Below are 21,467 nucleotides of genomic sequence, written 5' to 3'. Positions count from 1 at the left end.
CGTTTCCTCAGTGCTCGACCGATACGAAGGCCCGCAGTTCACGGACTACATCGGGACCGGTCGGCATGTACACGACCTCGCGGTACCCCGCCGCGGCCAGGTTCGCTACTGCCGCAGCGATTTCCGGGCGCTCGCCGACCATCGTGGCGACATCGATGTGCTCGAGCAACAAGCGATCGCGGTCGGAAAGGTGGGTGAAGTGACCCTCGAATGCCCGCGCACGCCGCTCGTCTTCCGGTGTCTCGGATTCCAGCGCCTCGCGCCACGCACTACCACCGGGCATCGCGTCCACAGCCGCCGCACCACCGGCGGCATAGGCGACATGCCAGTCGACGACCCGGCACGGCCCGATCGCCTCGCGTACGCGACTCGATCCGCGGTCTTCGCCGGTCTCGAGCACGGTGCCGGAGACAGTGATGGCGGTGGGCAAGGTGGGATGGACCGGTCCGATAACACCGTCGGCTACCGAGGTTGCCAGCTCGGCGCCGCGCGGGCCGAAAGCGCTCAGCCACAACGGCGTATCGATCGGACGCGGCGCGGCCAGTCCGGTGGTATGCAGCATCCGGGCCGGTTGACCGTCGATGACAGCGGTCTCGCCCGCGAGCAGGGTGCGTACGGCCGTGACGTATTCCGCCAAGGCGCGCAAGGTCATCGGGCGCTGGCCCATTGCCGATCTGGCGGTGAATCCGGTACCGAAACACGCGCGGAATCGGCCACTGGACAGGCGTGTGATTGTCGCGATCGCACTCGCCATCGCCATTTCCGAACGTTCGGTCGGAATCAGCACCGCGGTGCCGAGGCCGATCCGGCTGGTCCGCTGCGCCGCCAGCGCGAGATGAACGAACGGGTCCTCCCATAGCGGCGCGGAACCGTAGATCCATACCCGGGCATAGCCGAGAGATTCCGCCAGTGCCGCCAGTTCCGCGAACTCCGGACCCGGCGGCAACGCGCAGGACAGTTCGATCTCAGTCATGCGGCGGCATTTCGAAACCTGCGACTATGACCGCGTTGGTGTCGGCGGCGGCCTGGCGCAGCGGCTTGGCCCGCCCGTAGCCTTCCGACTCATACCAGGCGCGGGCTGCCTCCACCGATGCAAACTCCATCACGATGGTTCGATCACCATGCCAGGAACCTTCGAGGACTTGCGGATTGCCATCGACGACCAGCGGCACCGCACCGCTCTCGATCATCGACGGCGCCGCGGCCCGCTCGTATGCGGCCAAACCCGACGGATCCCGAATTGCTTCGGTCAGGATCACGTATCCCTTCGGCATCTGTTCATCCCTTCGATCATCAGTAGGCGGCGCTGCGCCCCTCCGGGCGAACGGTGCACAGACCGGCTGGCCCGCAAACCTTCATACCAACGGATTGATGGCCTATCCCTGGATAACTTCCGCTCAGTGGAAAGGTTCGGGCCCGGCGATCGGAGTCGATGACGATGCTGTGGTAACTTGGTTACCGCCGATAACCGGGTTACTCGAAAGCTTCGTTGCACGCAACTCGTGCGGCGCTGGCCCGGACTGCGATTCAGGTCGAGGCGTCGACATCATCGACGCGACTTGCCGCGTCCGATTCGCTTGGGGCACAACTCCTTTCGCCGCATATACACGTGCTGTCGGTGCGCGTGGGAGCTTCGTAGAGGAAAGAAGAATGATGTCAGGACAACAGCACTGGTCCGCGTCGAATCGTCGGCGGCCGAACAGGTTTCGGCATGTGATAGCCGCCGTGAGCACGCTGAGCCTGGCCGCTGTGGTCGCCTGCGTCGGGCCGGGGCAAGCCTCGGCCGACCCGGTGAATGATTTCTACGTTCCCCCTGCACAATTCGACGCTACGCGCGGAGCTGTTATCAAGACGGTCGATACCTCGGTGTACCTGGCGCAGCCGGCGGACAACGGCAAGTGGCCGATACCGGCGAAACAGGTCATGTACACAACGCGGACCGAGGACGAGGCCCCGGTCGCGGCCACCGGCATCTTCATCGACTCCGACCAGCCCTGGCGCGGATCCGGTCCGCGGCCGACCGTCATAATTGCCCCCGGCACCACGGGGCAAGGCGATCAGTGCGCGATGTCGCTGGCCTTCTCCACGGGGGTCTACGCCCGAGTCACGCCGCCGACGCTGTCGGTCAATCAGGAGGCGCTCGCGGCGCTGGCGTGGAATTCCTTGGGCGCGCGCGTTTTCGTCACCGACTACATCGGCATGGGCACACCTGGCATCCATACCTACGTCAACCGCATCGAGGAGGCGCATGCCGTCCTCGACGGGGCCCGCGCGGCGAATGCGCTGTCCGGCAGCGGAACTGACACCCCGCTCGCGTTCTGGGGTTATTCGCAGGGCGGCGGGGCGACTGCCGCTGCCACCGAGATGCAGTCCGGCTACGCCCCCGAATTGAATCTGAAGGGCACCTGGGCCGGTGCGCCGACAGCGGACCTGTCCGAGATATTGCGGCAGGTCGACGGCGTGCTCATCAGCGGCGTGACCGGATTCGCCATCAACGGCATCCTCGCCCGCCATCCGGACCTGCAGCCGCAACTCGACGCGCGCACCACGCCCGAGGGTAAGGCGTTGCTGCGCGGGCTGGCCGACGAGTGCATCGCCGATGTCATCTTCCTGCACCCGTTCATGCGATCCGCCGATTTCACTGTCGACCACCGCACAATGTCGGATCATCTGCGCGAGATCCCGGAACTCGTCGGCATTCTGGACCGACTGCGCATCGGTTCACTGAAGCCGACCAGTCCGGTGTTCATCACCAGCGGCCGCAATGACGACACCGTCCCCTACGGCCAGGCCAGGCAACTGGCGACCGACTGGTGCGGCCACGGCGCTACCGTCACTTTCCGCACCGACGAGCTGCCGCCCATCCTCTCCGGAACCACCATCCCGAACCACTTCGGTCCGGAGCTGATCGACGGCTATGGAACCAATAATGCGATCGGCTACCTTGTCGACCGGTTGAACGGAATACCCGTGACGGGATGCACTATCGACTGAAGGTATCGGAGGTGCCCGCCCCAGGGTTCGGCGATCGAAAGTCTGAGCGGCCGGTCCCGCACGCAGAGGTACTCCACCTCCCAATGTCCTCGGCTTGACCTTCACACCTATGTGAAGGTTCGAGTATTCGGGTCATGAAGATTGGCATCACCACCTTCGTTACCGACGAGGGAATCAGCGGTCCGAAACTCGGTGTGGCGCTGGAGGAGCGGGGGTTCGAATCGCTGTTCCTCCCCGAGCACTCGCATATCCCCGCGAGCCGGAAGTCCCCGGCTCCGGGTGGAGGTGAGTTGGCTCGGGAGTATTACCGCGCGCTGGATCCGTTCGTCACCCTCGGTGCCGTCGCGGCGGTCACCGAACGGTTGATCCTCGGTACCGGAGTTACCCTGCTGATCCAGCGCGATGTCATCCACGCCGCGAAGCAGGTCGCCACGCTCGACCGAATCGCGCACGGGCGCTTCGTATTCGGTGTCGGCGCGGGCTGGAATCGCGAGGAGATGGCCGATCACGGCACCGACCCGCGCACCCGTGGCGCGCTGCTCGACGAGCAACTCGAGGCCATCCGGGCGATCTGGACGGAGGATCTCGCCGAATACCACGGCCGTTTCATCGATTTCGACCCGATGTACGCCTGGCCGAAACCCGTACAAACCCCGCACCCACCGATCTTCATCGGTGGCGCGGCAGCGGCCGCCGAACGTGCCATCCGCCACGGCCTGGGCTGGCTTCCCGCCGCAGTGGGCGACCCCGCCGAAATACCAGCCCAACTGGCTCGACTCGACGGCAACGACCTGCCTGTCACAGTCGCGTTCGCCCCGGTCGATCCCGCCCTGATGGACGCCTACGCCAAGGCCGGGGTGCAGCGATTGGTGTTCAGCGTGCCGACCCTCCCGGAACCCGAAACACTGCGCGCCCTCGATGAAATCGCCGAAGTGGCCGACCAGTACCTGATCTGAGGAGGCCACCCCGGTGCCTCCCATGACAGATTGACAATGAGTGTAGCGATGTAACACACTTTCGGGGTTTGCGGTCATCGGAAGAGAGGCTGGCCAGTGACCGATAACGCCCGTGCGGCGCTGGAGTTGGTTCGTGATTCGAGCCAGTTCAAGTGGTATGTGATCCCGCTACTGCTGATCGTGCTCTACGTGTATGCCACCGAGGTGGAGCGCCGGAACTGGAATGTGCTGTTCGGTGGGCTGGCGCTGTGGGGGATGGACTGGTTCAACGAGATCTGGAACGCCGTGGTCTTCCATGTCACCGATCGCGCTCCGGTGTGGGGCGCGACGGGGCCGACCGCCTATCAGATCCTGATCGGGCTCAATATCGAGATCTGCTTCATGTTCGCGATCGTGGGGGTCGCGGCCGCGAAGTTGTTGCCGCCGCGCGAGATACGCGTGTTCGGGCTCCCCAACCGTCCGGTGCTGGTGGCGGTGAACGCGGCGCTGGCCGTTGGCGTCGAGATCGTGCTCAACAGGATCGGCGTGCTGACCTGGGACTGGTCCTGGTGGCAGGCGGGCTTCCCGCCACTGATCTGGCTGATCGGCTATGTGCCGTTCTTCGCGGCCTGCTTCTGGGTGCACGATCTGCCCACGGTGCGCGCCAAGGCCGTTGTCGTCGGTGCGATTCTCGGAGTCGACGCGGTGGCTCTCATTGTCTTCGGCTCACTGGGATGGTTGTGAGAACTCTCGTTCGGTTCGCGCTCCCCACCGCGCTGACGCTCGTATTCACCGCGCTCACTACGTATTCCGCAACGGCCGAATACACGCCATGTACCTTGCTCGGCACGGTGGGAACTCCCGAGATCGGAAGCGACCAGTCCAGCGCGGGACTGGAAGGGCTACCGCCCGCCGACATCGCACTGCCCGCGCAGGTGTATCTGCGCACCACCGCCGAATCGTTCAACCGCCGCTGGTCCTTCGCCGTCCGCGACGGACGCCTGTTCGTGAAAGATGCCGCGGCACAGGGTGATTGGCGCAAACTCGCACTCCCGGGCTGCATGGAGGGCCGTATCGCCGGGGTGTCGGCAGACGATGACGAGGTGCTGGCGATCGACCGCGACCGCCGATTCTTCACCATGGACCACGCGCTGAGTGCGCCGCGAGACTGGAACTGGAGCAGCCGTTACGGCACTCCACTGTGGACCGGCTCCGGCAACGACCTGCCCGCCGACACGCTCGCCTGGACCTGGTCGGTGCTCTCCCCGAACGAAGACCACACCTGGCGCGACACCGCGGGCAACAATCATCCGGTCGGCGGCGCGAAGGTCTCGCACGTATTCGCGCTGACCGACGGCGGCCGCCGGATCCGCTACATCGACCCGTGGCTGCCGGTTGATCACAGCTACGAGATGGCCACGCCGTACGGTGGGCGCTTCCAGGCGGTCGCGCTGTCCACCAGCGCGTCGACGACGCTGATCGTCAACCGGTTCGGCGACCTGTACACCCGCCTGTACGACTTCGATATCTCCGGCGCGGACAAGGTGTTCTTCCGCTATTCCTACGAAGATCAAAGCGCCCAGCCGGAAGCCCCCGACATGCTCTCGGAACGGGTGAATCCGGGATACGCCGCCATCCAACTGCCCGCCCCCGACTGGGTGCGTCAGCCGAAGATCCCCGGCGAGATCACCGACCGGATCTCCATCCACAAGACCGGCCCCGGATCGGACGCCCGCGAACTACGCATCGAAGGCCGTGACAACGGCCGAACCGGTTACTGGACAAAACAGCTCACCGCCGAGCAGTGGTCCTTCGTCCCCACCGGCCAGCCTCTCGTCGGGCAGCTGCTGGAGAACACCGCCGCCGACCGGACTCTCGACACCCTGGCGGCACCATCGCCCTATTCATACACGGGCCGATTGGACCGCGGCTGGACGATCACGATCGATTCCTTCGATATCGCGGTGACGCCCACACCCCTGCGTCTCGATTTCGGCGGCGACATCCAGCTCGACCTGATTCTGCACACCGTCGACGGACTACGCCAGCTGCCACAGCAGCGGGGGATCAGCGATCAGCCGCGGCACCTCGACGGCACCGTGGAGGTACCGGCCAAGATAATGAACAGCCTTGCGGACCAACCCGAACCGATCCGGAATTTCATCACCGAGCAGTTGGGCGGACGTCGGTTCACCGACACCGACGTCACGGTCACCACGCACTCGTGCACTGTCGCCGGACTCGGATCGGTGCTACCACGCACCCGATAACCGCATCACGGGCCGGACGTCGTCTCGGAGTCCATGCTCGCGGCTTTGAGGTTCTCGGCAGCGAACCGGGCGATCGTGCAGGCTTGGCGCGTAAGCGCTTCCGGGTGCGCCGTCCGCTGCGCCAGCGTGGCACGGATCCGATCCAATGACGCCGCGGCATCGCCGGTCGCTCGGCGGAGCACGGTGTGTCGGTGGTCGAGTTCGCGGTAGGCGAGGTCGATGTCGTGGTAGCGGCGGCGCAGGTCGGCCATATGGTTGAGCAGGTCGGCCACCTCACGTGTGGTCAGGGTGAGGCTCGGGTGCTCCTCGCCGGAGAGGATCGCCTCGCCCGCGACCTCGGCGCAGCGCGCGTGCAGTACATCGAGAATGTCGGCCACCCAGATCACCTCCCACACTGCGCTCGAACCCGAGAGAAAGGTTGCAGGTCAACGCATCTGACGATGGTCGGGCGCGAATCGACGCTGCCTCTCGATTGATTGCTTTGATCGATACGCGACTCGGCTACGACTCGATCACGGGTACGGTACTGGAATCCTGTCGACCAAGGAATTCCGCCACTAGTGTCATAGACATAAATGAGGAATTTCCCACGATACGCGCGGGTAACCACCTGACGCTGTGTACTTGGGCGCAGTAGGAGTGCAAACTACGCCGGACCGGCAGTCGCAAACCGTCGCCCGACCGGGCCAGTGCTGTGGAGTGGAAGGAGTTGGCGCGTGTTCAGCCGCATCGCCATCGTGAACCGGGGAGAGGCCGCTATGCGCCTCATCCATGCCGTCCGAGATCTGGCCGCGGAGACCGGGCGACCGATCGAAACCGTTGCTTTGCACACCGATGTCGACCGGAACGCGACATTCGTGCGCGAGGCCGACATCGCCTATGACCTCGGTCCGGCGTCCGCGCGCCCGTATCTGGATCTGAAGGCGCTCGAGCTCGCTCTGGTGACGACCAAGGCCGACGCCGCGTGGGTCGGTTGGGGCTTCGTCGCCGAGGATCCGGCGTTCGCCGAGCTCTGCGAGCAGATCGGCGTCACCTTCATCGGCCCTAGTCCGGAGGCCATGCGCAAGCTCGGCGACAAGATCGGTGCGAAGCTGATCGCGGAGGAAGTCGGCGTGCCGGTCGCGCCGTGGAGCCGCGGCGCTGTCGAGACCGTGGACACCGCCATCGCGGCCGCCGCCGACATCGGCTACCCGCTGATGCTGAAGGCGACCGCCGGTGGTGGCGGCCGGGGTATCCGGGTCATCACGAACGAGGCCGAGCTCGTCGATGCCTACGAGCGCACCCGTCAGGAAGCCGCGCGCGCGTTCGGCAGCGGCGTGGTCTTCCTGGAACGGTTGGTGACCGGCGCCCGGCATGTCGAGGTCCAGGTGATCGCCGACGGCCAGGGCACCGCGTGGGCGCTCGGCGTCCGCGACTGCTCGGTGCAGCGGCGCAATCAGAAGGTCATCGAGGAGTCGGCGTCTCCGGTGCTGCGCCCCGAGCAGGCGGCCGAACTCAAGGCGTCGGCCGAGCGGTTGGCGATCGCGGTCGAGTATCGCGGAGCTGCGACCGTCGAGTTCCTGTACCACCCAGGTGACGAGCTGTTCGCATTCCTCGAGGTCAATACCCGACTGCAGGTCGAACATCCGATCACCGAGTACACCACCGGTTTCGACCTGGTTCGGGCGCAGCTGCTGGTGGCATCGGGCGGCAAACTCGAGGGCGAACCTCCGGCCGAGCGCGGGCACGCGATCGAGGCCCGGCTCAACGCGGAGGATCCGGACCGCGACTTCGCGCCCGCTCCAGGCCGCATCGCCCGGCTGGATCTGCCCGCCGGGCCAGGCATTCGAGTCGACACCGGTGTCAGCGAGGGCGACACGATTCCCGCCGACTTCGACTCGATGATCGCCAAGATCATCGCCTACGGACGAGACCGCGAGCAAGCGCTGGGCCGGCTGCGCCGGGCAATGGCGCAGACCAGGGTCGTCATCGAGGGCGGGGCGACGAACAAGAGCTTCGTGCTCGACCTGCTGAACCAGCCCGAGGTGATCGACGCCAGCGCCGACACCGGCTGGATCGACCGCGTTCGCGCCGAGGGACGCCTCGTATCGCATCAACACTCCGCGGTCGCGGTGGCCGTCGCCGCCATCGATGCCTATGAAGAGGACGAGCGGGTCGAGCGGCACCGGCTGCTGTCCACGGCGGCCGGCGGCCGTCCCCAGGTGCAGCACGAGAGCGGTCGCCCGCACGACCTCAAGTTGCGCGGCGTCGGATACCGGGTGCGAGTCGCACGGATCGGTGCGCACCGGTTCCGCGTCGGCATCGAAGCGGGCGGCGAGATGCGTGCCGCCGATATTGATCTCGAGCGCTTCGACCGCCACACCGGGCAGATCGTGGTCAACGGCGTCCGCTACCGGGTGATCACCGGCACGCACGGGCCGATCCATCTGGTCGATGTCGACGGTGTGACCCATCGGATCAGCCGTGACGAGGGTGGCGTCGTCCGCTCGCCCGCACCCGCGCTGGTCGTTGCCACGCCGCTGGAGGTCGGGGCCGAGGTCGAGGCGGGCGCACCGGTGCTGGTACTCGAGAGCATGAAGATGGAAACGGTGCTGCGCGCGCCGTTCCGGGCTCGGTTGAAGGAAAGCGCTGTTACCGTCGGCACCCAGGTCGAGACCGGTGCGCCGCTGCTGCGGCTGGAGCCGCTCGTCGAAGACGACGAGGCCGCGGACGCCGAAGAGGTCGCGGCGGTCGAACTGGACCTGCCCGACGAGCCCGCAGCGGACCGACCGTATGAGGGCACCGCCCGCAGTCTGCAGGATCTGCGCAGCTTGCTGCTCGGCTTCGACGTCGACCCGCATAACGAGCGCCGCGTGCTCGACCACTACCTCGCCGTGCGCCGGGCGGCGATCGCGGACAACCGCAGGCCCCTCGCAGACGAGATCGAACTCGTGCAGGTGTTCTCCGACCTGTCCGAACTGAGCCACAACCGGTCGTGGGACGAGGATGGCATCCAGGGCCACGTTCACAGCGCCCGCGAGTACTTCCACACCTACCTGCAGAGCCTGGATGTCGAGCGGGCCGGGCTGCCGGAGTCGTACCAGGCCAAGCTTGCCAAGGCGCTCGGGCATTACGGCGTCACCGAACTGGATCGTTCCCCGGAGCTCGAAGCCGCCGTCTTCCGGATCTTCCTCGCCCAGCAGCGGCCGTCCGACACCGTCACGGTCATCACCACCTTGCTGCGCGAGTGGCTGGGCGAGCCGGTGCCGGACCGGGCGCTGCGCGAGCCGGTCGGTCTGGCGTTGGAGCGACTGGTGACCGCGACGCAGGTGCGCTTCCCCGTGATCTCCGACCTCACCCGTGGTCTGGTGTACTCCTGGTTCGGCCAGCCGCTGTTGCGGCGCAACCGCGCCCGCGTCTACACCAATGTTCGTAAACAGTTGAGCTACCTCGACGCGCACCCGGAAACGCCCGATCGCGCCGAGCGCATCTCCGAGATGGTGCGCAGCACCGAGCCACTGGTGCGGCTGCTCGGTCAGCGGTTGGTGCGCGGCAGTGCCGACAACACCGCCATGCTCGAGGTGCTGACCCGTCGGTACTACGGCAACAAAGGTCTGGCCGGTGTGCACACCCGCGAGGTCGGCGGGTGCACCTTCGTGATCGCCGAGCGCCGGGGCCTGAGCCTGGTATCGGCGGCGGTGAGTTTCGACGCGCTCGACACCGTGCTGCGCGGTCTCACCGAACTGGCGAGCGTGGCCGCGTCCATCGAGGTCGACATCTACCTGAGCTGGGAGAAGCAGCCGGAGGACTTCGACGCGATGGCGGCAGCACTGCAGGAAGTGCTCAGTGCTCGGCCGTTGCCGAACCAGGTCCACCGGATCACCGCCACCGTCGCGGGCAGCGGCGGTGCGGTGATGCACCACCACTTCACCTTCCGCCCGTCCGCCACCGGCATGGCCGAGGAGCGGTTGATCCGCAGCCTGCATCCGTACATCGCGGAGCGGATGCAGATGAAGCGGCTGCGCAAGTTCGACCTCACCCGGCTCCCGTCCTCGGACGAGGAGATCTACCTGTTCCGGTGCATCGCGAAGGACAACGCGTCCGACGAGCGTCTCGTCGCATTCGCGCAGGTGCGTGACCTGGCCGCGCTGCGCGAGCACGACGGCAGGCTGCTGGCGTTGCCGACGGCCGAGAGCACCATCGCCTCCTGCCTCGACTCGATCCGCCGGGCGCAGTCGCAGCGGCCGTCGGCCAAGCGGTTCCACACCAACCGCGTCGTGATGTACATCTGGCCACCGGTCGAGATGACCCGCGTTGAGCTGGAGACGATCATCGATCGGGTGCGGCCGACGACCGCGGGCGCTGGGCTGGAGGAGATCCTGCTCATCGCACGGCACCGGGACCGGAAGTCCGGTGAGTTGATCAAGGTCGCCGTGCGCATCTCGTTCGACGCCACCGGCGGCACCGAGGTGACCATCGGTGAGCGGTCCGACGAGGTGGTCGAGCCGATCGACGAGTACCGGCAGAAGGTGCTGCGGGCCAGTAGCCGCAACACCGTGTACCCCTATGAATTGACCGGTCTGCTCGGTGAGTTCGCTGAGTACGACCTCGACACCGATCACACGCTCGTGCCGGTCGACCGGCCCAAGGGCCGTAACAAGGCCGCGATCGTCGCGGGCGTGGTCACCACGCCGACCGAGCAGTATCCGGACGGCATCACCAGGGTGGTGCTGCTCGGTGATCCGACGAAATCGCTCGGCGCGCTCTCGGAACCGGAGTGCCGCCGCGTGATCGCCGCGATGGACCTGGCCGAACAGCTGCAGGTGCCGCTGGAGTGGTACGCGCTGTCCTCCGGCGCCCGGATCTCGATGCAGTCCGGCACCGAGAACATGGACTGGGTGGCGGCGGCGCTCAAGCGGATCGTCGAATTCACCCAGGACGGCGGCGAAATCAACATCGTGGTCTCGGGCATCAACGTCGGCGCGCAGCCGTACTGGAACGCCGAGGCGACGATGCTCATGCACACCAAGGGCATCCTGGTGATGACGCCGGACTCGGCGATGGTGCTCACCGGCAAACAGGCGCTGGACTTCTCCGGTGGTGTGTCGGCCGAGGACAACTTCGGTATCGGCGGTTACGACCGGGTGATGGGCCCGAACGGGCAGGCGCAGTACTGGGCGCCGAACCTGCATGCCGCGCGGGACGTGCTGATGTCGCACTACGACCACACCTACGTGGCGCCCGGTGAGCAGTCGCCGCGGCGGTCGCAGACCAGTGACCCCATCGATCGCGACGTCTCCGATTTCCCGCATGTCGTGGCGGGCAGCGACTTCACCACGGTCGGCGAGATCTTCTCCGCCACGGCGAACCCGGACCGCAAGAAGCCGTTCGACATCCGGACCGTGATGCGGGCGGTGGCCGATCAGGACCACCCGGTGCTGGAACGCTGGGCGGGGATGGCCGACGCCGAGACGGCCGTGGTGCAGGACGCGCGGCTCGGCGGTATTCCGGTGTGCCTGTTGGGCATCGAGTCCAGGGGAGTGCCGCGCCGCGGCTACCCGTCCACCGACGGCCCGGACACCTACACGGCGGGCACGTTGTTCCCGCAGTCGTCGAAGAAGGCCGCGCGGGCGATCAACGGGGCCAGCGGCAATCGGCCGCTCGTGGTGCTGGCGAACCTGTCGGGCTTCGACGGCTCACCGGAATCGATGCGGAAGTTGCAGCTCGAGTACGGTGCGGAGATCGGCCGGGCGATCGTGAACTTCCAGGGCCCCATCGTGTTCTGCGTGATCTCGCGCTATCACGGCGGCGCGTTCGTGGTGTTCTCGAAGCTGCTCAACCCGAGTATGACCGTGCTCGCGCTGGAAGGCTCGTTCGCCTCGGTGCTCGGCGGCGCCCCGGCGGCCGCGGTGGTGTTCTCCGGCGAGGTCGATGCCCGTACGGCAGCCGATCAGCGAGTGCGGGATCTCGAGGCACGTGCCGCGAACGCGCTCGGCGCCGACCGTGCGGCTCTGACGGCGGAACGCGACGAGGTCCGGTCGTCGGTTCGCACGGAGAAACTCGGCGAGGTCGCGGCGGAATTCGACCGCGTGCACAATATTCAGCGCGCCGTCGAGGTCGGTTCGGTCGACGCCATCATCCGCGCCGCCGAACTGCGCCCCCGCATCATCGAAGCCATCGAGGCGGGTCTGCCCGGCTGATCATTCCGGACCCATCTGATTGCTGAAACAGTCGGCCGACTCGGGCGATACCGCTTACGAGTCGGCCGACTGTCGTCGTCCATATGCCGCGTAGCGGAGTACATTGAGACTTGTCTCTGACAAGTGTCACTCGACGCCTCACAATGACGTGAGGGCTGAGGAAGCACTTCTCACAACGGCGTGAGAGGTGAGGAAAAATGGGCGACCGAAAGGTGGTTCTGTTCAAAAAGTGGCCGATGGCATCGGCATTCGCGGTCTTGGCGATCGCGGCGAGTGCCGTGCTCGGTCCGCATGCCGCGGCACAATCGTGTGCTGCGGTGGATCTGGTGGTGGCCAGGGGAGCACAGGAACCCGGGTACCTCGGAACCTTCGTCGGTGATCCGCTGTACGACGCGATGCGTCAGGCATTGCCGATGAGCGTGGGTGCGTATTCGGTGAACTACCCGGCGAATCTGACGGATGTGAGCGCGGGTAGCGCCGATCTGGTCGCACATGTCGCCTATCGAGCTGCGGCCTGCCCGGACGAACAGTTCATACTCGCCGGCTACTCGCTCGGGGCAGGCGTGGTGCATGCCGCGCTCGGCACCGGTATCGTCGCCGGGCTTCCGGGGGTGGTGCAACTGCCCGGCTATCTCGTCGACCGCGTGGCCGTGGTCCTGCTCTTCGGCGACCCGCTGCGCTCGATCGGGTGGAGCGTTCCCGACCAGTACTCCGACCGCACCGCCGAATTCTGCATGGCCGGCGACCCGGTCTGTGGCGCGGGAACCGACCCCGGGGCGCACGCCCGCTACGGCGATTTCATCGGTGCAGCAGTGGGATTCAGCGCAGCGCATTTGTAGCTCCTGTTGGCACCCGACCGGGCAGTCCTATACTGACCCCCGACAGCCTGTCCATCTCGATCAGAATCAGCCCGAGCCGATGACCGAACTCGTCTCGCGCGCGCAGGGCGTCCGGTTCGACGAGCTCGCGCTGGCGACGCGCAACCACGGCATGCAACTCGAGGGCATGCGGTATGACATCACGCCCATCGGCATGCACTACCTGCTGATTCATTTCGACATCCCCGAGATCGACGCATCATCGTGGCGACTGCGGGTTACCGGGAATGTCGAGCGCGAATTGGAGCTGTCGCTGGACGACATCAGGTCGCGACCGGCGACGACTATTCCGGTCACCCTCGAATGCGCGGGTAACGGACGCACAGCGATGGACCCGCGCAATGTCAGCACACCGTGGGGTCTCGAGGCGATCGGCACGGCGGCATGGACGGGCACCGCACTCGGTGGGATTCTCGACGACTGCGGTATCCGCGACGAGGCGGTCGAGGTCGTATTCACCGGGGCCGATCGCGGATTCGAGGACAAGGTGGAGCACAACTATCAACGCTCCCTGAGCATCGGCGAATGCCGCAGACCCGAGGTTCTGCTCGCCTATGAAATGAACAGCGCGCCGCTCCCGCCGCAGCACGGCTTCCCATTGCGACTGCTCGTGCCCGGCTGGTACGGCATGACGAGCGTCAAATGGTTGCGGAATATCGAAGTCGTCGACCGGCCCTTCACCGGGCTCCAACAGGCGGTGGCCTATCGCTACCAACGCGACGCCGACGATCCGGGGGTGCCGGTGTCGCGAATCAAGGTGCGTGCGTTGATGATTCCGCCTGGCCTTCCCGATTTCCCGAGTCGGCGACGCACGGTCGACGGAGGTGCGGTCCTCCTCCGCGGTCGTGCGTGGTGCGGAACCTCGCCCGTGGTGCGGGTGGAAGTCGGCGTCGACGGTGTCTGGCGGGACGCTCAATTGGATAGCGGCGTCGCCGAATTCGCCTGGCGCAGTTGGAGTTACACCTGGCATGCGCGACCGGGCGAGTATCGACTGAGCTGCCGCGCCACCGACGCGGATGGAAATGTGCAACCGGCCGAGCAATTCTGGAATCGCCAGGGCATGGGAAACAACCTGATTCAGGAGTTTCCGGTCACTGTCCGCTGATCGGTGAACCAGCGCCGAACCCGCGTGGCAGCGAATTCGGCCTTCTCGGTAGCCAATTCGGTCGAGGGTGCGACGAACGGTGCGACCGGCTTCGGCCCGGAAAGGAAGTCGGCGTCGACCTTGCCGACGAGACCGTCGCCGAATTCGATGTAACAGGAGCCCTGGCCGAGATACTTTCCGGGCGTGGGTGTTCCGTGTAATTGCGCGGCGATATGCGCTGCGACCGTGCGGGCGGCGTTCTCTGCGAACACCCCTGCGCGCGGCACCGGCGCGTCCGCGCAGTCACCGATGGCGTAGACGCCCGGATACGGGGTGGCGAGGGTTCGCGGGTCGACGTGGATCCAACCATCGGCGCCGTCGACGGTCAGCCCGGATGCCTCGACCACGGGCGGGACGCAATGGGTCGGGATGCCGATGAACAGGTCGTAGGCGAGGTCACCGGTGTGGGTGGCCGCGATATGGTTCTCCGGGTCGAGCGCGTGGACCCGCCGCCCCGGGGAGTAGTCGATCCCACGTTGCGCGAGTGCGTCGACAAGCGCCGCGGAGGTGTCCGCGGAGACCGGGATCGGTGAGTCCATCGGGGTGAGCACATGCATGCGGGTGCGGTCGCGAATACCACGACGGGTCAGCAGTTCGTGTAGCAGCATCGCGCCTTCGTAGGGCGCGGGCGGGCACTTGAACGGAACGCTCAACACCGAGATGAGAACGGTGCCACCGTCGAAATGGGCCAGCCGATCGCGCAGTCGGCAAGCTCCCTGGATCGAGTAGTACTCGTGACCGTCCGCTACGAAACCCGGGGTAGCGGCCGGGTCGTAATCGGCGCCCAAAGCGACAACCAGAAAGTCCGGGCCGTAGCTGGTGCGGTCGGTGACGACGCGGCGGGTCTGCGGGTCGATCGAAGTGACCTGCTCCTGCCGGAACTCGACTCCGGGAAGGACCAGGTCGCGGTAACTGATGCGCACGGATTCCGGGGTCCGGTCGCGGAAAAGGATCTCCAGCTTGGAGAAACCGAACGTGAACCCGTCGTTGCGGTCGACCAGTATTGTCCGAACCTCGCCGGGCAGTGACTCGGACAGGCAAGCCGCCAATTCCAGCCCGCCGAATCCGGCCCCCAGAATGAGCACCATCGGCGTTCGAATGTTCGCGGGTATGGACATAGTTGAAGGCTTTCAACTTGGGAGATGGTGCTGGTGTGGAATCGCGTGTCCCCGATAGTCCGTCGTTCACGAGCGTGTTGATCGCATTTCCATTGTGCGCGCCCCGGTGCCCGGACGGAACCCGGATTCACCGGCCAGCATACTTGCAGCAATTACTGTGGCACCGTTTCACCGATGGTCCTCGGACGCCAGCGCTGCGGTGCGGTTGCCGCGGCCTGCAAGCCGGCCGGGTCGAGGTACTCGACGGAGCCCCCGCCCGATCGCCGCTTGCACATGACCGACCGGGCGGGTAGTCCGGATACCAGGAGGTGTTCTATGTCGCCCTCCGCATCTGATCCCCTGACGCGGACACAAGAAGTCATCGTGTCGTCGGAGTCCGTCCGACTGACGGGGATACTGGCCGTCCCAGAGAACTCCACCGGTCTGATCGTTTTCGCGCACGGCAGCGGTAGCGGCCGACACAGTCCGCGAAATCGGCTGGTCGCCGATGTGCTGAATCGGGCCGGACTCGCAACCATGCTCGTCGATCTGCTGACGGCGGCCGAGGAAGGTGACCGTGCGCGGGTTTTCGATATCGAGCTGCTCGCCGAGCGTCTCGTCGCGGTGACCCGCGGACTGCGCACGCGGGCGGGCCTGAGTGGGCTTCCGACCGGATATTTCGGGGCGAGCACCGGTGCCGCTGCCGCATTGTGGGCGGCCACCGAATCCGGCACCGAGATCGAGGCCATCGTCTCCCGCGGCGGCCGCCCCGACCTGGCCGGTCCGCGGCTGGCGCACGTCCGCGCGCCGACGCTGCTCATCGTCGGCGGCAACGACCGACGGGTGCTCGAACTCAATCGCGAGGCCCAGCTGCGGATGCCGTGTCCGAGCGAGATCGACGTCGTGCCCGGCGCGACGCACCTGTTCGAGGAGCCCGGTGCGCTCGAGCAGGTGGCAGATCTGGCCCGCGACTGGTTCCACCGCCACCTCAGTGTTGTGCGGTCTTGAACACCACCGGTAGGTCGTCGGGCCGCGGTGCGACCCGGGTGCCGAAGTCGCGACTGATGTGCTCGATCGTCTCGTACAGCCATTGAGATTCGTTGTGCGTGGCCGATTCCAGGCGCATGCGCCGGATCCGCAGTGGAATCATTCGCGTTTCCATCGCGCCAGGATCGATGGAAACCAGATATAGCAAGCGAAGCTCCGGGCGATAACGCTCGTAGCCGCGGATGCCCTCGTAATCATCGATGACATCACCGCACCCGTACAGAATCGGTTTGCCCCGGTAGATCTCGATCGGCCGCGGATGGTGTGCGGAATGCCCGTGCACGAGGTCGATCCCGGCATCGATCAACCGATGCGCAAACTGCCTTTCGCTCATTGGCACCCGGTAACTCCAATTGGGCCCCCAATGTACGGAGACGATCGCGATATCGTCATTGCGCTTGTGCGCCAACACTTCTGCCGCCACCTCGTCGGCGGCACGAATATTCGGTGTGTCGCCGATCCACCACAGCCCCGGCCGATCACGGCGAGCCGCCCAATATCGCGGAACCCCACTCGATCCCGCACCGACCGAGACGATTACCACTCGTCGCCCGTCATCGAGTTCCGATATCGCCGGGGCCCGGGCATCGTCGAAATCCGCGCCCGCCCCGGCGCGCTGGATGCCCGCGGTATCGAGTGTCGCCAGCGTGTCCGCGAGCCCGCGAATACCGAAATCGAGAATGTGGTTATTGGCCAGCGCGCACACGACCGGCGCGATTGCGGTCAACACCGGCACATTGTCCGGGTTCATGCGGTAGTGGATGCCTTTGAGCGGTGCGAACGCACCGTCGGCGGTGATCGCGGTTTCCAGATTGATCAGTCGTACCTGCGGGGCGAGCTGAGCAAGAATCGCCAGGACATCACCCCATGGGTGGCCGAAATCCACGGGACGGGCGATTTCACCGTTCGTCTGCTCCGCCAGCTCCGCGTATGTCCGCGCATCCTCGACGCACCCTTCGCGCAGCATCGGATCACCGGGGTGCGGGAGAATCTGATCCACACCGCGGCCCACCATGACGTCGCCGCCCAGCAGCACCGTCGCCATACCCCATTGTCGATCATGTCCGCGCGGGGCGTTGCGCTTCTTGGTAACGTGTTCACGTCCTGATCGAGGTTGACAGACTCTAGCCGCCCTGTCGAAGGCGGCCTCACCTGATCGCACACTCATCTCATCATTCGAGACATCTATCCCGTGTGACTCGGCTCTGGCCGTGATGCCGCGTCGGTGATCCGTTCACGCCCCCGACCGTCGAGAACGTCCACTCGGTGGCCTCGACCACCCCGTCGGCCACGATCCGCAATCAACTGGCCCGGCTACTGCTGCGCGGCAGCAGTGTCGAGCCTCCGGTGTCGACCTTGTCGGGTGGCGAGCGCTTCCGAGTCTCCTCGGTGCGCGGGGCGCTGTGGTCAGGCTCATCGGGTCGAGGCTGACGAGTTCGCGGCGGCCTGAAGAAGTTCCAGTACTAGCCGTGGTGCGTCGTCGTATTCCAGTTCGGTCAGGATCGCCGAGCCGTGTGGTGCAGCATCGGCGACGGTTCGGACGAGGCCTTGTTCAGCGCACAGCATCAACGCGGGTAGCGCAGCCTCCTTGGCGTTCCGGCGGCGTCCGGCGGTCCACAGGCAGGCCGCCCGCAACAGTTGCGCTTGGACGAATGCCCTTGGGCGATACTGAGTTTCGATCTCGCGCACCATCTGATCGGCGCGGTCGCAGGCTTGATCAGCCAAGTGGTCGGCAAGCAGGAGCCGGATCGCGGAGTCTTGTTCCAGTTCGGCGATGTCGGCGTGAATCATTGTGTCCTGCTTGCGGTATGGCGGCAGCTGCCGGAGTGCGTCGCGGGTCTCGGGCGGAACCGGTAGGCCGAGCCGGACGCGTTCGTTGACCATGCGAGCGGCCAAGCGCGGCAGTGACTCGTTCTCGGCGATTGCCGCACCCTCGGTCAGGCGTTGTTCGGCGGCGTCGAGGTCGCCGCGTATTGCTTTGATGCGTGCGCCGGTGCCGAAGCTGGCAAGCAGAAACCAGACCGCGCCACCGTGTCGGCCGAGATCAGCGCTCGAATCGAGTAGTAGCTCGGCTTCGTCGAGGCGGTTCTGCTCGTAGCGTATGGAGCCGAGTAGGGCGCCGGACATCCGTGAACCGTAGGTTTGCGAGCGGCCGCGACGCGTGCGGGCGATGGCGGCCTCGAAATGCTCTTCGGCGGCGGCGATGTCGAGCTGTTCGAGTGCTGCGAGACCTGCGACGCACCTGCCGTACATCACCCCGAACGGACCTTTGCTGCGACGGTGATATGGGGCTGCCCATTGCTGCCAGCGGCGGGCCTCGGTGAAGTCGAAACGGTTGAGTGCGTCGACGGACGCGAGATTCGCCGCGTTGATGGCGGTGAACGGGGTGTCGGCGTCCTCGAGATGCCGGGCCAGCAGGTCTGGCAGACCATCGAATCGGTCAGTGACGAATTGTGCTGCGCCCGCGACCGTTTCCGCCTCGATCCGCAGCTTGGTCGCCTCGGTACCGGTCGCAGCACCGGCGTCAAGTGCGGCGTCTACCTGCTCGAGCGCCAGCCGAACCTGCTCGAAGCGCTGTAGTCCGACGTTGGCCCAGGCTCGGCAGATCTGTAGCCTCGGTCGCGACTCCGCCAGGCGTTGCGGCAGTTTCGTGAACAAGCCGAGGAACGTCGCCATACGGGAGCCTTCGATGAGGTCCATGGCCCGCCGTTCGACCAGATCCGCGGCGTAGTCCGGATCGTCGGCGGCCAGTGCGTGGTCGACCGCGGCGGTGACGATCTCGTGTTCATCGCACCACTGGGCCGCACGGCGGTGCAGTTGTGTCAGGCGTGCGGGATCACAGCGGACCAGTCGGCGCCGCAGGTAGTCGGCGAACAGGTGGTGGTATTGGAACCACTGATCCTCTTCGTCGAGGCGGCGAAGGAACAGATTTCGGTCGGCTATCTCTTCGAGTAGTTCCTGGCTGTCGGATCGGTCCGTCAGCCGGACCGCGAGATCGGCGCACACTCGCTCCGTGATCGCCGTTGCCAGCAGGAAATCCAGCAGCGGCGGCTCGAGTGAGTCGAGCACGTTCTCGGCGAGGTAGTCGGCGAGTGCCCGGTGGCGGCCGGTCAGCTGGTCGATGAAGGCGGCGGGATGATCGTGGCCGCGCAACGACAGCGAAGCCAATTGCAGTGCGGCAGGCCACCCTTCGGTCGTTTCCTGCAGGCGGTTCACATCGTCGGTGGACAACGACAGCCCACCGGCGTCGACCAGGAAAGCACCCGTTTCGTGAGGGTCGAAACGCAGCTCCGCGACATCGATTTCGACCAGTTCGTCGCGCACCAGCATCCGACTCAGCGGCAGACACGCCCGGGTCCGGCTGGCGATGACCAGCCGCAGGTGATGGCAACCGTGCTCCAGCAGGTAATCCAGTGCGGCACACGTGGTTTCGCCGTGAACGCGGTGCCAGTCATCGATCACGAGCACCATCGTGTGTCCACCCGAGTGGATTTCGTCGATCAGCGCGGACAGCACGTATCTTGCAGTGTCGGAGGATCGTTCATCCAGTAGCGTGCCGAGTTCCCGTGCCAGCTTCGGAGCGACGCGGCGGATTGCCTCGATCAGGTGGGAGAGGAACCAGGCGATATTGTCGTCGTCGGGGTCGGCTGTCAGCCATGCCACCAGTACGTCCTCGGTCGCCAGCGCTGTGGCCCATTGCAGAGCCAGGGTGGTCTTGCCGAATCCGGCCGGTCCGTGGATCAGCGTCAGGCGCCGGTCGCCGCCGTCACGCAATAGCGCGAGCAGCCGCGTGCGCGCGATCATTGTATGGGGTGCGGCAGGCGGACGGAATTTCATCGCCGTGCTGGGCGGCGGGGGCGGTGTCGCCACATCCGGGGTATGCGATCCCGTGGGAACCGCTGTGGCCGAACCGGATTCGATGACTGTCGGTGGCAATGCCAGAGCATCCACCGCCTGGCCGGTCTCGTGTTGGACCCGCCGCAGCATTTCCCCGAACTCGATCGCCGACCTCGGCCGGTCGGCCGGCTTCGCCGCCATGGCCGCCTCGATGGCCGCGCACACCGCCGCGGGGATGTGCTGATCGCGCAGCGTGGGTGCGGCGGCGGAGGCGATCCGGGCAAGTTGCACTTCCAGTTGTTCACCGGTGCGGCGTGCGAATGCGGCTCGCCCGGCCAGCAGGCAGTGCAAGGTAGCGCCCAGGCCGTAGATATCCGAAATCGGGTTGGGCGTCGCGCCGCCGAGCACCTCGGGTGCGGTGAATGCGGGCGTGCCCTGGACGGTGCGCAGGGATGACGTGGTGCCGTCGCCGAATTGTGCGATGCCGAAGTCGGCGAGCTGGGGTTCGCCGTAATCGGTGAGCAGAATATTGCCGGGCTTCACGTCGCGATGCACGATGCCGATCGCATGGGCGGCGGCCAGCGCTGCGGCCATCTTGACGCCGATCGAAAGCACCTCCGACCACCGCAGCGGTCCCGAATCCCGCAGCACTGTCTCCAGCGAGCCGCAGGTGTAGAACGGCATAACGATATAGGGGCGGCCGGTGGCGGTGATGTCGACCTGCAGCACCTGGAGGATGTCGGGGTGTCCGAACAGCCGCCCTAATGCACGCTGTTCCCGGAGGAATTGCTCGCGCTCGTCGCCGCTGACCTCGGACCTGAGCAATTTGACCGCGACGTGGCGTTCGAGTGCGTATTCGTAGCAGCAGTACACGACGCCGAATCCGCCGCGGCCGATTTCGGTCGCGTCGCCGAATCCGGCCGCCGCTAGTTCCGCCGCGATTCCGGTCGGAAGGTCTCGCTGTGTCGCGGCCTCGTCGAGCTCGTCCATCGAATATTCGTCGGCACCTCCGAGTCGGCGCATCCACCCCGACCTGTGCATCAACGATAGCGCCGTTGCGGACATGCGGTAACCAGGCGTTCTCCA

General features: G+C 66.0%; 14 protein-coding genes and 1 pseudogene. 9 read left to right on the top strand and 6 right to left on the bottom strand.

The annotated features are described in order from the left end of the window. Nucleotides 1-7: 7 nt before the first annotated feature. Both ON44_RS45225 and ON44_RS45220 read right to left on the bottom strand, forming a co-directional pair. The gene (locus ON44_RS45225; RefSeq protein WP_051183408.1) at nucleotides 8-973 is read right to left on the bottom strand and encodes an LLM class flavin-dependent oxidoreductase; all 966 of its coding nucleotides are present in this window, start codon (nucleotides 971-973) and stop codon (nucleotides 8-10) included. After that, nucleotides 966-1,274 (bottom strand): DUF1330 domain-containing protein, encoded by a 309-nt coding sequence (locus ON44_RS45220; RefSeq protein ID WP_040701597.1) that lies wholly within the window; start codon nucleotides 1,272-1,274, stop codon nucleotides 966-968. The genes ON44_RS45225 and ON44_RS45220 overlap by 8 nt, the downstream gene beginning before the upstream one ends. A gap of 379 nt (nucleotides 1,275-1,653) precedes the next feature. Between ON44_RS45220 and ON44_RS45215 the strand changes: the two genes are divergently transcribed. The 4 genes from ON44_RS45215 (at nucleotide 1,654) to ON44_RS45200 (ending at nucleotide 6,199) form a co-directional block, all read left to right on the top strand. Continuing rightward, complete coding sequence (locus ON44_RS45215; protein WP_083898583.1) at nucleotides 1,654-2,994, top strand: lipase family protein; 1,341 nt, start codon at nucleotides 1,654-1,656, stop codon at nucleotides 2,992-2,994. Nucleotides 2,995-3,128: 134 nt separating this feature from the next. Then, the gene (locus tag ON44_RS45210) at nucleotides 3,129-3,950 is read left to right on the top strand and encodes an LLM class F420-dependent oxidoreductase (RefSeq protein WP_040701594.1); all 822 of its coding nucleotides are present in this window, start codon (nucleotides 3,129-3,131) and stop codon (nucleotides 3,948-3,950) included. A 96-nt stretch (nucleotides 3,951-4,046) separates the two neighbouring features. Next, entirely contained in the window at nucleotides 4,047-4,673 is a 627-nt protein-coding gene (locus ON44_RS45205) for an AF_1327 family membrane protein (protein ID WP_040701592.1), read from the top strand. Beyond that, nucleotides 4,670-6,199, top strand: a complete 1,530-nt coding sequence (locus ON44_RS45200) for a hypothetical protein (RefSeq protein ID WP_157187647.1) — start codon at nucleotides 4,670-4,672, stop codon at nucleotides 6,197-6,199. The genes ON44_RS45205 and ON44_RS45200 overlap by 4 nt, the downstream gene beginning before the upstream one ends. A gap of 5 nt (nucleotides 6,200-6,204) precedes the next feature. Here the strand turns inward: ON44_RS45200 and ON44_RS45195 are convergent, their stop codons facing one another. Next, nucleotides 6,205-6,576, bottom strand: coding sequence for a hypothetical protein (locus tag ON44_RS45195; protein WP_157187646.1), 372 nt, complete (start codon nucleotides 6,574-6,576; stop codon nucleotides 6,205-6,207). Between the two features lie 339 nt (nucleotides 6,577-6,915). On the opposite strand from ON44_RS45195, the gene ON44_RS45190 reads away from it, so the two are divergent. The 3 genes from ON44_RS45190 (at nucleotide 6,916) to ON44_RS45180 (ending at nucleotide 14,361) form a co-directional block, all read left to right on the top strand. After that, nucleotides 6,916-12,378 carry an ATP-binding protein gene (locus ON44_RS45190; protein ID WP_040701588.1) on the top strand — a complete coding sequence of 1,821 codons (5,463 nt, stop codon included), beginning with the start codon at nucleotides 6,916-6,918 and terminating at the stop codon, nucleotides 12,376-12,378. A gap of 197 nt (nucleotides 12,379-12,575) precedes the next feature. Next, nucleotides 12,576-13,217 (top strand): cutinase family protein, encoded by a 642-nt coding sequence (locus tag ON44_RS45185; RefSeq protein WP_083898578.1) that lies wholly within the window; start codon nucleotides 12,576-12,578, stop codon nucleotides 13,215-13,217. Nucleotides 13,218-13,296: 79 nt separating this feature from the next. Beyond that, nucleotides 13,297-14,361, top strand: a complete 1,065-nt coding sequence (locus ON44_RS45180) for a sulfite oxidase (protein ID WP_169338173.1) — start codon at nucleotides 13,297-13,299, stop codon at nucleotides 14,359-14,361. On the opposite strand, the gene ON44_RS45175 is transcribed toward ON44_RS45180, so the two are convergent. Then, the gene (locus ON44_RS45175; protein WP_083898577.1) at nucleotides 14,334-15,518 is read right to left on the bottom strand and encodes an NAD(P)/FAD-dependent oxidoreductase; all 1,185 of its coding nucleotides are present in this window, start codon (nucleotides 15,516-15,518) and stop codon (nucleotides 14,334-14,336) included. The genes ON44_RS45180 and ON44_RS45175 overlap by 28 nt on opposite strands. A 333-nt stretch (nucleotides 15,519-15,851) precedes the next feature. Between ON44_RS45175 and ON44_RS45170 the strand changes: the two are divergent. Next, nucleotides 15,852-16,505: pseudogene (locus tag ON44_RS45170) on the top strand (dienelactone hydrolase family protein); the annotation flags it as partial. On the opposite strand, the gene ON44_RS45165 reads toward ON44_RS45170, so the two are convergent. Continuing rightward, on the bottom strand, nucleotides 16,486-17,589 hold the full coding sequence (locus tag ON44_RS45165; RefSeq protein ID WP_040701585.1) for a CapA family protein: 1,104 nt from the start codon (nucleotides 17,587-17,589) through the stop codon (nucleotides 16,486-16,488). The pseudogene ON44_RS45170 and the gene ON44_RS45165 overlap by 20 nt on opposite strands. Before the next feature lie 221 nt (nucleotides 17,590-17,810). Here ON44_RS45165 and ON44_RS51215 point away from each other — a divergent pair, with 221 nt between their 5' ends. Next, complete coding sequence (locus tag ON44_RS51215) at nucleotides 17,811-17,975, top strand: hypothetical protein (RefSeq protein WP_157187645.1); 165 nt, start codon at nucleotides 17,811-17,813, stop codon at nucleotides 17,973-17,975. On the opposite strand, the gene ON44_RS45160 is transcribed toward ON44_RS51215, so the two are convergent. Beyond that, nucleotides 17,958-21,404, bottom strand: a complete 3,447-nt coding sequence (locus tag ON44_RS45160; RefSeq protein ID WP_063721738.1) for a serine/threonine-protein kinase — start codon at nucleotides 21,402-21,404, stop codon at nucleotides 17,958-17,960. The genes ON44_RS51215 and ON44_RS45160 overlap by 18 nt on opposite strands. Between the last annotated feature and the right edge of the window lie 63 nt (nucleotides 21,405-21,467).

It is taken from the genome of Nocardia vinacea NBRC 16497 (genome assembly GCF_000308835.1).
GTDB lineage: Bacteria > Actinomycetota > Actinomycetes > Mycobacteriales > Mycobacteriaceae > Nocardia > Nocardia vinacea.
Note: the sequence above shows the minus strand (reverse complement) of the source record. Positions and strands in the feature narration are given on the sequence as shown.